We start from the raw sequence: 13304 nt of genomic DNA on the forward strand, positions 1-13304 counted from the left end.
TGACCGTGCGTTCCTTTGCGCGGCGGATGCGACCGCGAATCGAGCGGAAGGCCGCCGAGCGAGTCTGGCAGCTGCGAACCATGCGACGGCGCCGTATGGCTGCGGAGACCAACCCCGTGCTGCGTCCCGTCGTCGTACGCGGCCAGCAGTTGTTCGGGCGGGTTGTGACGGAGTTCACCGCCGTCGGAGCGGCCGCCGCCAACCTCGACCTGGTCGTCGCCGCGCTGGAGCAGGAGAACATCTCCTACTTCCTGGTGCCGACCGCCCGTACCCGCCATGTCGTCGGCGTCAACGCCGTCGATCGTGACCGGCTCCTCGCGGGCCTGGAGAAGCTGTACGCGGGCAAGGCGGTCTTCATCGGCCGCCCGCTGCCCGGCGGCCAGCTCAAGCACCCGGCGATGTTCCTGGACGGCATCCTGCCCGCCGGCCTGCGCACGGCTCCGGTGCTGCGCATCGGCGAGAACCACCTCGGCCCGGCCGGGCAGCTCCTCTCCGGCCCCGAGCTGGCCTGCGACGTGGAGTTCTGGGAGGACGGCGGGCAGCTCCTCGCCGGCGAGGACGGCCCGCGCCGCCTGGCCAAGGTGCAGCCGCAGGCGTCCGAGGACGTCTTCGCCGAGTCGCTGATCGCGCCCCGCAACAACGGCATAACGGACGTACTGCCGGCCTCCGAGCAGAAGCCGGTCACCGTGACGGTCGGCGCCCGCGAGCTGCCCAGCTTCGCCGCGCTGACCCTGCCGACCGTGAACCGCGTCACCTTCCCGGTGGACATCGTCTACACATGGGTGGACGGCGAGGAGCCCGCGATGCGGGCCAAGCGCGCCAAGTACCAGGAGAAGGGCACGGCCGAGATCCTCGACAAGGAGATCAACGCCTCCCGCTACACCAGCCACGACGAGCTGAAGTACTCGCTGCGCTCGCTGGCGATGTACGCCGACTTCGTGCGGCACATCTACATCGTCACCGACGGCCAGAAGCCGCACTGGCTGGACGACACCGCCGACGGCATCACGGTCGTCGACCACCGGGACATCTTCCCCGAGGGTGTCCTGCCGGTGTTCAACTCGCACGCGATCGAGACCCGGCTGCACCACATCCCGGGCATCTCGGACCACTACCTGTACTTCAACGACGACGTCTTCTGCGGCCGTCGCGTCACCCCGGAGCACTTCTTCCACGGCAGCGGCCTGATGAAGATCCCGGTGTCCCCGCTGAAGATCGGTGTCGGCAAGCCGCACGCCGAGGAGACGGCCACCAACTCCGCCAGCAAGAACGTACGGGCGCTGCTGCTGGAGAAGTTCGGCAAGATCACCACGAACAACTTCATGCACACCCCGCTGCCGCAGCACCGCGGCACGCTGCAGGAGATCGAGAAGCTGTTCCCCGAGGACGTCCAGCGCACCACGGCGTCCCGCTTCCGCTCCCCGACGGACATCGCCGTGACCGCGCCGATGCTCTACAACTACTCGCTGATGACGGGCCGCGGTGTGCCGGGCAAGTTCAGCTTCCGGTACGTCAACATCAGCCGCCCGGACGCCGACAAGCGTCTGACGGACCTGAAGAACAACCGCCGCTTCGACTTCTTCTGCCTGAACGACGTGGACGTTCCGGAGGAGGAGCGCGAGCAGGTGCACACCCGCATGGCGGAGTTCCTGGAGAACTACTTCCCGTTCCCCAGCCCCTACGAGAAGCGCGACTGACGGGCTGAGGCCATGGAGATACGTCACCGCCTGCCGGCATCCGCGGGCATGCGGGCCGCCCGGGACCTGCTGCTGCGCTGCCGGCTCTGGCTGACCGCCCGGCTGTGGGCACCGCGCGCCGCCCGGCGCCGCCGCCGGCTGCGGCGCACGGTCCCCGGGCTGCGCCGCGTCGCCTTCGGACCGCAGCGGCTGTACGGCCGGACGGTCGCCGCCTACACCGCCGCGGAGGCCGTCGAGGCCGACCTGGCGCAGGTGTGCGACCTGCTGGAGGCGGCGGGGGTGCCGTACTTCCTGGTGCCCTCGGAGCACGGGCACGGCGCGCCGCGCCAGGTCATCGGCGTCGCCGACACCCATCGCCGTACGGTCCTGGCGCAGGCCGCGCGGACTCTCGCGGGCACGGCGGCGTACGTCGGCGCGGTCGGCGCGGACGGCAGTGTCTCGAACGCGGTGCTGTGGGCCGACGGCAAGCTGCCGCGAGCCCTCGGCCGGGCCGCGGTGCTGCGCATCGGTGAGGTGCGCCTCGGCCCCGCCGGGCAGGTGCTCAGCGGCCTGGAGTCGGGCTGCGACATCGAGTTCTGGCGGCAGGGCCGGGACCTGGGCGCGGAGCCCGGGCATCTGACGGTCCCCGGCGACAAGCTGGCGGACGTCTACGCCACCGCGCTGGTCGCGCCGCGCCGCAACCCGGTGTCCGAGGTCGTCCCCGAGGCCGCGCAGAAGCCGGCCACGGTCGCCGTCCACGCCCGCCCGGTGCCGACGTTCGCCGCGTTCGCCGAGCCCGGCATCGACGAGGTGCTGTTCCCGGTCGACGCCGTCTACACCTGGGTCGACGGCAACGACCCGGCGATGGCCGCCAAGCGCCGCGCCCACCAGGAGCGCGCCGACAACGACATCGCCGCCCGCGAGACCGGGGACTCCCGCTACACCAGCCATGACGAGCTGAAGTACGCCCTGCGCTCGCTGGAGATGTACGCCGGTTTCGTACGGCATGTGTATCTGGTGACCGACGCGCAGGTGCCGGAGTGGCTGGACCCGGAGGCGGAGGGCATCACGGTCGTCGACCACCGGGACATCCTCCCGGCGGATGCGCTGCCGGTGTTCAACTCGCACGCGATCGAGAGCCGGCTGCACCACATCCCGGGCATCTCGGACCACTACCTGTACTTCAACGACGACGTGTTCATCAACCGTCCGGTGCAGGCGGAGCACTTCTTCCACGGCAACGGCATCGCGCGGATCCCGTTCTCGCCGCTGAAGCTGGGCGTCGGGGCGCCGCATCCGCTGGAGCCGGCGCCGAACTCGGCGGGCAAGAACACCCGTGAGGTGATCAAGCGGTTCCACGGCCGGCAGATCACCAACAAGTCGCTGCACACACCGCATCCGCAACTCCTTTCGGTGATGCGGGAGATGGAGCAGCTCGAGATCGGGGAGCTGCAGCGCACCGCGTACTCCCGGTTCCGCTCCACCTCGGACGTGGCGCCCGCCTCGACGCTGCACCACCACTGGGCGCTGGCGACCGGCCGGGCCGTCCCGGCGGAGTACCTCTTCCGCTATGTGCAGCTGGGCTCGCCGGACATGCGGCAGCGCCTCGCGCGGCTCGCGGCCGGCGAGGACGTCGACTTCTTCTGCCTGAACGACGTGGACACGCCTGCCGCGGCACGGGCCGCGGCGCAGCAGGCGATCGGGGCGTTCCTGCAGCGCAAGTACCCGTTCCCGAGCCGCTTCGAGCGCCGGGGCAAGGGCACCGCGTCGCGGCCCCGCGGGGGATCCGCACGCCGCCGGATACGCGAGAAGGCGCCGGTACAGCCGGTGGATTGACGTATCGGCATCGACGTACCGGCGGTGGATAGACGTGCAGCCCGTGGATTGACGGGGAGCGTCAATCCGGTGGCGCGTGCAGCAGTCCCCTTCGTAAGTTGTGACTGCTGCTTGTGCCGCTTACAGCCGTGGGGGATGCGCCGATGTCACCAGCCTCGTTGAGACGTGCCGCACGGGAGACCGTCTCGGGTCTCCCGAGGGAGTTCTGGTGGCTGTGGACCAGCACGCTGGTCAACCGGCTGGGCGCGTTCGTCGCCACGTTCATGGCGCTGTACCTCACGCTGGACCGCGGCTACTCCGCCTCGTACGCCGGTCTGGTCGCGGCCCTGCACGGCCTCGGCGGCGTCATCTCCTCGCTCGGCGGGGGCGTGATGACCGACCGCCTGGGCCGGCGCCCGACCCTGCTGATCGCCCAGACCTCGACGGCCTTCTCCGTCGCCCTGCTCGGCTTCATGCACGACCCGGTTGCCATCGCGGCCGTGGCGTTCCTGGTCGGCATGGCGTCCAACGCCTCGCGGCCGGCCGTGCAGGCGATGATGGCGGACATCGTGCGCCCGGAGGACCGGGTGCGGGCGTTCTCCCTGAACTACTGGGCGATCAACCTCGGCTTCGCGGTCTCCTCCACGGCGGCCGGTTTCATCGCCGAGTTCAGCTACCTCGCGGGCTTCCTGATCGAGGCGGGCATGACCCTGGCCTGCGCGATCGTGGTCTTCCTGAAGCTGCCCGAGTCGAAGCCGGTGCGGACCGCCGCCGAGGAGGCCGGGGGCGAGGAGGTCGGCCTCGGCACGGTGCTGCGCGACGGCCGCTTCATGGGCGTGGTCGGCCTGTCCTTCCTGATCGCGGTGATCTTCCAGCAGGGCTCGGTGGGCCTGCCCGTGGCCATGGGCGCGGCCGGGTTCACGCCCGCCGACTACGGCCTGGCCATCGCCGTCAACGGCGTCCTGATCGTCGCCCTCCAGATCCCGGTGACCCGCTTCATCGAACACCGCGACCCGCAGCGCCTGCTGGTGATCTCGGCCCTGCTCGCGGGCTACGGCTTCGCCCTCACGGCCTTCGCGGGCTCGGTCGCCGCCTTCGCCCTGACGGTGTGCGTGTGGACCCTCGCCGAGATCGTCAACGCCCCCACCCAGACCGGCATCGTGGTCCGCCTCTCGCCCGTCCACGGCCGGGGCCGCTATCAGGGCATGTACACCATGTCCTGGTCCGTCGCCGCCCTCGTCGCCCCCCTCTCCTCCGGCCTCCTCATCGACCACTTCGGCGCCGAGTGGCTCTGGGGCATGTGCGCGGTCGTCGGCACGGTCGCCGCGATCGGCTACTGGCTCCTGATGCGCTCGCTCCCGACGGAGCCCGCCCCGGCGGAGCCCGCCCCTGCGGACTCCCGGCCCGCTGCCGTACGACCGCTGCCGCGGGACGAGGCGGAGACGGTCAGCGGCTGACGCGGCCCCCCGCCACGACGGAATGTGATCTGGGCCACAGCCTGTCACACCCCCGTGATGCCCGGTGTCTTGAGGTCGAACGCGCTACGGACGACGGAGGAGACACCATGAACGGGAACACGCAGGTGGTCGTGATCGGTGGCGGCTACGCCGGAGTGATGGCGGCGAACCGGCTGACGCAGCGGGACGACGTGGCGGTGACGCTGGTCAACCCGCGGGCGAGCTTCGTGAACCGGGTGCGGCTGCACCAGCACGTCGGGGGCACGGGGGACGCGGTGGTCGCCTACCGGGACGTGCTGGCCGAGGGTGTGGAGCTGGTCGTCGACAGTGTGGAGCGGATCGACGCGGAGGGGCGGGCGCTGGCGCTGGAGGGCGGGGGGACCGTCCGGTACGACTACCTGATCTACGCCGTCGGCAGTGGCGGGACCGTGGCGGGCGTGCCCGGGGCGGGCGAGTTCGCGTACCCGATCGCCACGCTGGAGGACGCCGAGCGGTTGAAGCCCGTGCTCGACGGCGCGCCCGTCACCGCGCCCGTGGTCGTCGTGGGGGCCGGGCCGACCGGGATAGAGACCGCCGCCGAGCTGGCGGAGGCCGGGCGGAACGTCACCCTGGTGTGCGGTGGGGTGCTGGGCCCGTATCTGCATGCGCGTGGTCGGCGTTCGGTGGCCGGGCGGCTCGCCGAGCTCGGGGTGGTCGTGCTCGAGGGGCCCGGCACCGAGGTGACGGGCGTGGCGCGGGACGCCGTACGGCTCGCCGACGGGCGGGACGTGGCGAGCGGTGTGACCATCTGGACCGCCGGGTTCACGGTGCCGGACCTGGCCGTGCGCAGCGGGCTGAGCACCGACGCGCACGGTCGCCTGCTCACCGACGAGACGCTGACCAGCGTCGACGACCCGCGCATCCTCGCGGCCGGCGACTCGGCCGCCCCCTCGGGCCTGCCGCTGCGGATGAGCTGCCAGGCCGCGATGCCGCTGGGCGCACGCGCCGCCGACACGATCCTCAGCCGGATCGCCGGCCGGGAGCCCGAGAACCTCAGGCAGTTCTTCGCCGGGCAGTGCATCAGCCTGGGCCGCGGCGCCGGCATCTACCAGTTCGCCCACCGCAGCGACGTCGCCCTGTGGTTCCACGTCGACGGCCGCCCCGGCGCCCGCCTGAAGGAACTCGTCTGCAACATCATCCTCAAGCACCTGGCCGAGGAGGCGCACAAGCCCGGCGGGTTCCGCCTGCACCGCATGCCCGGCAGCCCCAAGCGGCAGCAGCAGCTGCGGGCCCGTCGCGACGAGGCGCTCGTGACGACATGAGCGACCCCGCCGCGGACCGGGCGACCGAGGCGTTCGTCGCCCACCGGAACCTGCTCTTCACCGTCGCCTACGAGATGCTCGGCTCGGCCGCCGACGCCGAGGACGTCCTCCAGGAGACCTGGCTGCGCTGGGTCGAGGCCGACGTGCGGCAGGTGCGCGACCCGCGCGCCTACCTGGTGCGGATCACCACCCGGCAGTCCCTCAACCGGCTGCGCGCCCTCAAGCGCCGCAAGGAGGCCTACGTCGGTCAGTGGCTGCCCGAGCCGCTGCTCACGGCGTCGGACGTGGCCGAGGACGTCGAGCTCGCCGAGAGCGTGTCGATGGCGCTGATGCTGGTCCTGGAGAGCCTTACGCCGACCGAGCGGGCCGTGTTCGTGCTGCGCGAGGTGTTCGACGTCGGCTACGACGAGATCGCGGAGGCCGTCGGGAAGACCCCGGCGGCCGTCCGCCAGATCGCCCACCGCGCCCGTCGGCACGTCGACGCCCGCCGCCCGCGCAGGACGGCCTCACCCGGCGAGTCCTGGGCGGCGCTGGAGTCCTTCCGGCGGGCCCTGGAGACCGGCGACCCGCGGGACCTGCTCGACGTACTGGCCCCCGATGTCGTCCTGGTCAGCGACGGCGGCGGCCTCAAGCGGGCCGCGCTGCACCCGGTCGTCGGCGCGGACAAGGTGGTCCGCTTCTACCTCGGCGGCATCGGCAAGGTCGACGCCACGGTCACCACCCACCCCACGCTGGTCAACGGCAGCCCCGCACTCGTCGTACGCCTGGACGGCCGGCTCGACGGCGTCATGGCGCTGCGTGTCGAGGACGCCTGCATCACCGGCCTCTACTTCGTGCGCAACCCCGAGAAACTGACGCACGTCGCGTCCGAGACCCCGCTCACCCTGCGCTGACCAGCACGCCCATCAGGACCTAACGCCGGCTGTTGAGGAAGCCGATCAGGACCGCGCCCCACCAGCACACCTGCGAGGTCAGTGCCGTCGCCGCGCCCCAGGCGAGCAGCCGGGTGCCGAGCGGGGAGCCGGCCGGGTGCTGGGCGGTCCGGCGGTTGAGCAGGCCCGCCTGGAGGCCGTTGACGGTCAGGACGAGGATCAGGGCCAGCTTGGTGCGGGTCAGGGTGGAGCCCAGGTCCGGGTGCAGCAGCACCCCGCTGGCGACCAGGCCGGCCAGGCCGGTCCAGATCGGCAGATGCAGCCGGGCCGCTGCGGTGAGGGTGTCGGGCAGGGTGCAGCGGCCCGTGAGCCACAGCAGGGCGTAGTAGTCGGCCACCAGGACCGCGCCGAAGCCGAGGATCAGTGAGGCGAGGTGGACGAAGAGCGCGGCGGTGTGGAGGGTGGCGTCCGTGTGCAGGTGCAGGGACATCCAGGTGCAGGCTGCGAGAGCCAGGCACGCGGCGAGCGCGGCGGCGCAGACCGTCCACCAGGTGTCGTACAGTCCGAGCCGCCGGACGGGCGCCGGGGGCTGAGAGGGCAACGCGGACACAGACGACTCCTAGGGGAAGCACAGACTGAGGTAAGGCTCACCTAAGGTCGATTTCTCGTCAAGGTCATGGCGTGAAGAGCGTGCATGCCGCGACGCAAGTGTGATGCCGGTGTGTCACTCCCGCGATCTGCCGCCGGGACCGCCGGGACCGCCGGGACCGCCGGGACCGTCGGGACGGTCAGTACCGCCGGGCCCGTCAGACCACCAGCGGAACCGGGTGCACCTCGTCGGCGGGATGGCCCGCGCGCTCGTGGATGCGCTGGACCGCGTCGGCCGAGGGCGCCTCGGACAGGCAGTAGACGACGCCGGACTCGGGATCGGCCCAGGCCCGCTCGAAGTGCACGGCCTCGTCCTTCTCGATGGCGAGGTCCGCCCGGTGCGCCTCCATCAGCTGATCGGCCGTGATGCCCTTCATCCCGCGGTGGACGTCCATGAACTGGGGCATGGCTTCCCACCTCCTTCCCAGGTGCGGCACCGGAAGGAGCCGCACCTCCATGCTGCGCCCGACCCGCCGCGACGGCGACACGACGAGGCCCCCGGTGCCGGAACACCGGGGGCCTCTCGACGCGTCGTGCTCAGCCGCACTGGCAGGGATTGCCCGCCTGGCACCCGCAGCCACAGCCCGAGCCGCAGCCGCACGCGCCGATCAGCATCAGATTCCTGATCTCGGCGGGCTGCTCGCTCGGGGCTTCCTGGGTGGGGTCGGGCGTACCGGGGGACTCGGCCATGGTTCCTCCTAGAGAGGCAGGTGCCTGTGCCCATTGCATGCCCGGCGGGACGGGCGCGTCAACGGCGCACGGAGGCGAAGCCGCGCCCCCTTTTGCGGGGGTACGACCTCAGGCCAGGGCGCCCACGACCTCAGGCCAAGTCGCCGGCCGTCGGCTGGATCTCCGGCTGCACATCCGCCTGGAACTCGTCCGCGTGCTCACCCGTCACCAGGAACACCACCCGCTTGGCCACCGACACCGCGTGGTCGGCGAACCGCTCGTAGTAGCGGCCCAGCAGCGTCACGTCGACCGCCGTCTCGATGCCGTGCTTCCAGCGGTCGTCCATCAGGTGCTGGAAGAGGGCGCGGTGCAGGAGGTCCATCGCGTCGTCGTCCTGCTCCAGCTGCATCGCCAGGTCGATGTCCTTGGTGATGATGACCTCCGCCGCCTTCGCCATCAGGCGCTGCGCGAGCTGGCCCATCTCCAGGATCGTGGCGTGCAGGTCCTGCGGGACCGCGCGCTGCGGGAAGCGCAGCCGGGCCAGCTTCGCCACGTGCTGGGCGAGGTCGCCGGAGCGCTCCAGGTCGGCGGACATCCGCAGCGACGTCACCACGATGCGCAGGTCCGTCGCGACCGGCTGCTGCCGCGCCAGCAGCGCTATGGCCCGCGCCTCCAGCTCGTGCTGCAGCTCGTCGACCTTCTTGTCGGCCTCGATCACGGCCTCGGCCAGCTTCAGGTCGGCGTCGAGGATCGCGGTCGTGGCGCGCCCGATCGCCGAGCCGACCAGCCGGGCCATCTCCACCAGACCGTCGCCGATCGAGTCCAGTTCCTCGTGGTACGCGTCCCGCATCAGGGTTCCCTCTCGTGCGTGTGTCCCAGGGGTTCGGCCCCTGCGGTTTCTCGGGGGTTCCGCCCCCACACTCCCACGTTCGGCCCTCCACGCGTCCGATTCCGTCATCCCAAATGAACCGGTACTGGCTCCTGGGTGAACTCTGGGCGACGAGTGTTCGAGGTCGCACATGCATGGCTGTGGCCACGCCGTATCCCATGCCTAACCTGGGGGCATGGACGTGAACGCGGCGGTCGCCGCAGCGGCAGCGATCGCCGGGGTGCTCACCGGTGTCATCGCCATGCTGGCGTTCCGCTGGAGCGAACGCGACCTGAAACGCCCCACCCGAACCTCTCTGCACACCGAAGCGGTGCTGCCGCCCGGCGTGGACACCGTCCTGTCGGTGCTGCGCTCCTCGGCCGTGGTCCTCGACGAGGCCGACGCCGTCGTCAAGGCCAGCTCCGCGGCGTACGCCCTGGGCCTGGTGCGCGGCGGCAAGCTCGCCGTCGAGCCGATGCTCCAGATGGCCCGCGACACGCGGCGCGACGGCGAGATACGCCAGGTCGAGCTGGACCTGCCCCGGCGCGGCAGCGGCCGCGGCGAGGCCCTCGCGGTCTCCGCCCGGGTCGCCCCGCTCGGCTCCCGGCTGGTGCTGCTGCTGGTCGAGGACCTCACCGAGGCCCGGCGCATCGAGGCGGTGCGGCGGGACTTCGTCGCGAACGTCAGCCATGAGCTGAAGACCCCGGTCGGCGCGCTCTCCCTGCTCTCCGAGGCCGTCATGGACGCCAGCGACGACCCCGAGGCCGTGCAGCGCTTCGCGGGCCGGATGCAGATCGAGGCGACCCGGCTGACCAACCTGGTCCAGGAGCTGATCGACCTCTCCCGGGTGCAGAACGACGACCCGCTGGAGGACGCCGAACCGGTCGGGGTGGACGAACTGGTCGCCGAGGCCATCGACCGCTGCCGGCACCAGGCCGGCACCAAACAGATCACCATGGCCGCGGGAGGCACCGCCGACCTGCGGGTGTGGGGTCACCGCGGCCAGCTCGCCGCCGCCCTCGGCAACCTCGTCGAGAACGCCGTCAACTACTCGCCCGCCCGCACCCGCGTCGGCATCGCCGCGCGCCGGGTCACCGCACCCGGCGGCGACCTGATAGAGATCGCCGTGACCGACCAGGGCATAGGCATCTCCGACAAGGACAAGGAGCGCATCTTCGAGCGCTTCTACCGCGTCGACCCGGCCCGCTCCCGCGCCACCGGCGGAACCGGCCTGGGCCTGGCGATCGTCAAGCACGTGGCCGCCTCGCACGGCGGGGAGGTCACGGTGTGGAGCTCGGAGGGACAGGGCTCCACGTTCACCCTGCGGCTGCCGGAGGCGGGGGCCTCCCGCGACCGCGCGCAGCAGCACCCCGCCCTCGACGAAGAGAGCGAGCCGGGAGCCGGAGGCTCCCGCACCCCGTCTTCCCCTTCCCCCGACTCAACCGCGTACCAGACGCTTTCCGCCCCGGAGGTCCTTCCGTGACCCGTGTGCTCGTCGTCGAGGACGAGGAGTCCTTCTCCGACGCCCTGTCGTACATGCTCCGCAAGGAGGGCTTCGAGGTCGCCGTCGCGACCACGGGCCCCGACGGACTCGACGAGTTCGAGCGCAACGGCGCCGACCTCGTGCTCCTCGACCTGATGCTGCCCGGCCTGCCGGGTACGGAGGTCTGCCGTCAGCTGCGCGGCCGCTCCAACGTCCCCGTGATCATGGTGACCGCCAAGGACAGCGAGATCGACAAGGTCGTGGGCCTGGAGATAGGGGCCGACGACTACGTCACCAAGCCGTTCTCCTCCCGCGAGCTGGTCGCCCGCATCCGCGCGGTGCTGCGCCGCCGCGGCGAGCCGGAGGAGGTCGCCCCGGCCGCCCTGGAGGCCGGCCCGGTCCGCATGGACGTGGACCGCCACGTCGTCACCGTCTCCGGCGCCAAGATCGACCTCCCCCTGAAGGAGTTCGACCTCCTGGAGATGCTCCTGCGCAACGCCGGCCGCGTCCTGACCCGTATGCAGCTCATCGACCGCGTCTGGGGCGCCGACTACGTGGGCGACACCAAGACCCTCGACGTCCACGTCAAGCGCCTCCGCGCCAAGATCGAGCCGGACCCGGGCGCTCCGCGCTACCTGGTGACGGTGCGGGGTCTGGGCTACAAGTTCGAGCCGTAGACAGCAGCCGTACGCCGGAGACAGCGGGCGTACGACGACGAAGGGCGGGCCCTCCCCGATCGGGGAAGGCCCGCCCTTCGTCGTGTGCGTACGGCCGTCAGTGCTCGGCGGCACCCGACTCCGTGGCCGACGCGGAGGCGGAGGCCTCGTCGGTCGGCGTGGCGGAGACGGACTCCGAGGCGCCCTCGGAGGGCTCGCCGCTCTCGGACGGGCCGGACTCCGGCGCGGAGGGCGCCTCGGTCGGGCCCCACGAGGCAAAGAAGCTCTCGGCCGGGACGACGTAGGCGCGCAGACTCACGTCGCCGGTCTCGCTGAAGGCGAAGGTGACCTTCTGGGCGTTGCCGTCGGTGAGGGCGGCACCGTCGCTGAGGGTGGCCACGGCGTTGCCGTCGCCGCCGATGACGACCGAGCCGCCCGCCGGGATGGTCAGCTTGTCGCCCTCGGCGGGCTTGATCTCGGCCGTGCCGGCGCCGTCCACGGCGATGGAGTCCAGCGTCTGGGCGGCGTCGCCGTTGTTGAACAGCGTCGCGGAGATCGCGGCCGGGCCCTCGGCCTCGGGGTCGGGCTGGGTGATCACCACCGCGTTCTGGACCTTGATGTCGCCGACGGTGGTGGCCGCGTTGTCCGGCCTGATCCCGAGGGTCTGCGCGTCGTTCCCGGCTCCGCAGGCGGCGAGCGAGGCGAAGGAGAACGCGATGACGGAGGCGGCGAGGGCGCCGCGTCGAAGGCTGCTGCTCACGGCGGCGGCAACTCCTTGAACGCAGGGGCGGCCTTCCTGATAAAGCCGCCCTAAGTGTCTGTCAGCGGCCCCAGGTTACCGAGCCGTTCCCGCGCCGCCGCACCCGACCCTCCCCCCGGCCCGTCGCGTCGCTCGGCAGGGGGTACCCGGGCCCCTCCCGCAGGCCACCGGTCACTTCACCCGGTGCTGGTCCGGCATTCACACAAACGCGCCTCGCAAAGCGCCGGGATCCGCTCGCAAATTTTCCGTGAAGGAATGCGCCAAGGCGCCGGAAATTGATCACCGGTGACCGGCGCGGACACGCGAGCAGATCAATTCCGGATTCGTCTCGTACCCGACTCCTCTCACCGAACGGAGTAGCGGAAGTCGATCACTTGGAAGCGGACATATCGGGATGTTCGGCCGGTTGGCGGAGCCTCCAGAGGTGTGTGACGTGCGCGTTTCACCCCGCCCGAAGACCCGCTCCGACCTGCGAATACCTGCCTCCACAGACCCGCCGCAGCATGTTCCTGTCGCTGTTGTCAAGCCCCGAGATATGCCCTGACCTGCGAAAACGCCATTCAGAACCCGCAGTTTCCGTGTTACCCTGGATAGCCACGGAAGGGGTACCTGTCACATGACGTTCAAGGTTGGCGACACCGTGGTCTATCCCCATCACGGGGCCGCGCTGATCGAGGCCATCGAAACTCGCCAGATCAAAGGCGTGGACAAGACCTACTTGGTGCTGAAGGTCGCCCAGGGTGACCTGACGGTACGTGTGCCAGCGGACAATGCGGAGTTCGTCGGCGTGCGTGATGTGGTCGGCCAGGACGGGCTGGACCGGGTCTTCGAGGTGCTGCGCGCGCCGTACGCCGAGGAGCCCACGAACTGGTCCCGTCGCTACAAGGCAAACCTGGAGAAGCTTGCCTCCGGTGATGTCATCAAGGTCGCGGAAGTCGTGCGTGACCTGTGGCGTCGCGAGCGCGAGCGCGGACTGTCCGCCGGTGAGAAGCGCATGCTCGCCAAGGCCCGCCAGATCCTGGTGAGCGAGCTCGCCCTCGCGGAGAACACCAACGAGGACAAGGCCGAGGCCCTGCTCGACGAGGTTCTCGCCTCCTGA

General features: G+C 71.1%; 13 protein-coding genes. 8 read left to right on the forward strand and 5 right to left on the reverse strand.

The window, feature by feature from the left end; translation table 11 throughout:
- Positions 1 to 80: 80 nt before the first annotated feature.
- The 5 genes from ACIQ6Y_RS22615 to ACIQ6Y_RS22635 all read left to right on the forward strand — a co-directional run bounded on the left by ACIQ6Y_RS22615 (position 81) and on the right by ACIQ6Y_RS22635 (position 7142).
- Positions 81 to 1697, forward strand: coding sequence for a stealth family protein (locus ACIQ6Y_RS22615; RefSeq protein ID WP_404041728.1), 1617 nt, complete (start codon positions 81 to 83; stop codon positions 1695 to 1697).
- 12 nt (positions 1698 to 1709) lie between these two features.
- The gene (locus ACIQ6Y_RS22620) at positions 1710 to 3512 is read left to right on the forward strand and encodes a stealth conserved region 3 domain-containing protein (protein ID WP_404041730.1); all 1803 of its coding nucleotides are present in this window, start codon (positions 1710 to 1712) and stop codon (positions 3510 to 3512) included.
- Between the two features lie 143 nt (positions 3513 to 3655).
- A complete protein-coding gene (locus ACIQ6Y_RS22625) occupies positions 3656 to 4948 on the forward strand; it encodes an MDR family MFS transporter (RefSeq protein WP_404041732.1) in 1293 nt (430 codons plus the stop codon).
- Positions 4949 to 5055: 107 nt separating this feature from the next.
- Positions 5056 to 6249, forward strand: a complete 1194-nt coding sequence (locus ACIQ6Y_RS22630) for an NAD(P)/FAD-dependent oxidoreductase (RefSeq protein ID WP_404041734.1) — start codon at positions 5056 to 5058, stop codon at positions 6247 to 6249.
- Positions 6246 to 7142, forward strand: a complete 897-nt coding sequence (locus ACIQ6Y_RS22635; RefSeq protein ID WP_404041736.1) for an RNA polymerase sigma-70 factor — start codon at positions 6246 to 6248, stop codon at positions 7140 to 7142. The genes ACIQ6Y_RS22630 and ACIQ6Y_RS22635 overlap by 4 nt, the downstream gene beginning before the upstream one ends.
- Before the next feature lie 19 nt (positions 7143 to 7161).
- On the opposite strand, the gene ACIQ6Y_RS22640 is transcribed toward ACIQ6Y_RS22635, so the two are convergent.
- The 4 genes from ACIQ6Y_RS22640 to phoU form a co-directional block, all read right to left on the reverse strand.
- The gene (locus ACIQ6Y_RS22640) at positions 7162 to 7731 is read right to left on the reverse strand and encodes a hypothetical protein (RefSeq protein ID WP_404041738.1); all 570 of its coding nucleotides are present in this window, start codon (positions 7729 to 7731) and stop codon (positions 7162 to 7164) included.
- Between the two features lie 196 nt (positions 7732 to 7927).
- The gene (locus tag ACIQ6Y_RS22645; protein WP_404041740.1) at positions 7928 to 8176 is read right to left on the reverse strand and encodes an SCO4226 family nickel-binding protein; all 249 of its coding nucleotides are present in this window, start codon (positions 8174 to 8176) and stop codon (positions 7928 to 7930) included.
- A 130-nt stretch (positions 8177 to 8306) separates the two neighbouring features.
- Positions 8307 to 8459 (reverse strand): hypothetical protein, encoded by a 153-nt coding sequence (locus ACIQ6Y_RS22650; protein WP_404041742.1) that lies wholly within the window; start codon positions 8457 to 8459, stop codon positions 8307 to 8309.
- A gap of 130 nt (positions 8460 to 8589) precedes the next feature.
- Positions 8590 to 9288: a phosphate signaling complex protein PhoU gene (gene phoU, locus ACIQ6Y_RS22655; RefSeq protein WP_404041744.1), complete on the reverse strand. Its 699-nt coding sequence runs from the start codon at positions 9286 to 9288 to the stop codon at positions 8590 to 8592.
- Between the two features lie 214 nt (positions 9289 to 9502).
- On the opposite strand from phoU, the gene ACIQ6Y_RS22660 reads away from it, so the two are divergent.
- Both ACIQ6Y_RS22660 and ACIQ6Y_RS22665 read left to right on the forward strand, forming a co-directional pair.
- Positions 9503 to 10789, forward strand: a complete 1287-nt coding sequence (locus tag ACIQ6Y_RS22660) for a sensor histidine kinase (protein WP_404041746.1) — start codon at positions 9503 to 9505, stop codon at positions 10787 to 10789.
- Positions 10786 to 11466: a response regulator gene (locus ACIQ6Y_RS22665; protein ID WP_404041748.1), complete on the forward strand. Its 681-nt coding sequence runs from the start codon at positions 10786 to 10788 to the stop codon at positions 11464 to 11466. The genes ACIQ6Y_RS22660 and ACIQ6Y_RS22665 overlap by 4 nt, the downstream gene beginning before the upstream one ends.
- Positions 11467 to 11563: 97 nt before the next feature.
- Here ACIQ6Y_RS22665 and ACIQ6Y_RS22670 read toward each other — a convergent pair whose 3' ends face one another.
- Positions 11564 to 12205, reverse strand: a complete 642-nt coding sequence (locus tag ACIQ6Y_RS22670; RefSeq protein WP_404041750.1) for a copper chaperone PCu(A)C — start codon at positions 12203 to 12205, stop codon at positions 11564 to 11566.
- Between the two features lie 616 nt (positions 12206 to 12821).
- On the opposite strand from ACIQ6Y_RS22670, the gene ACIQ6Y_RS22675 reads away from it, so the two are divergent.
- Positions 12822 to 13304, forward strand: coding sequence for a CarD family transcriptional regulator (locus ACIQ6Y_RS22675; protein WP_003953493.1), 483 nt, complete (start codon positions 12822 to 12824; stop codon positions 13302 to 13304).

Source organism: Streptomyces sp. NPDC096205, from assembly GCF_044763135.1.
GTDB lineage: Bacteria > Actinomycetota > Actinomycetes > Streptomycetales > Streptomycetaceae > Streptomyces.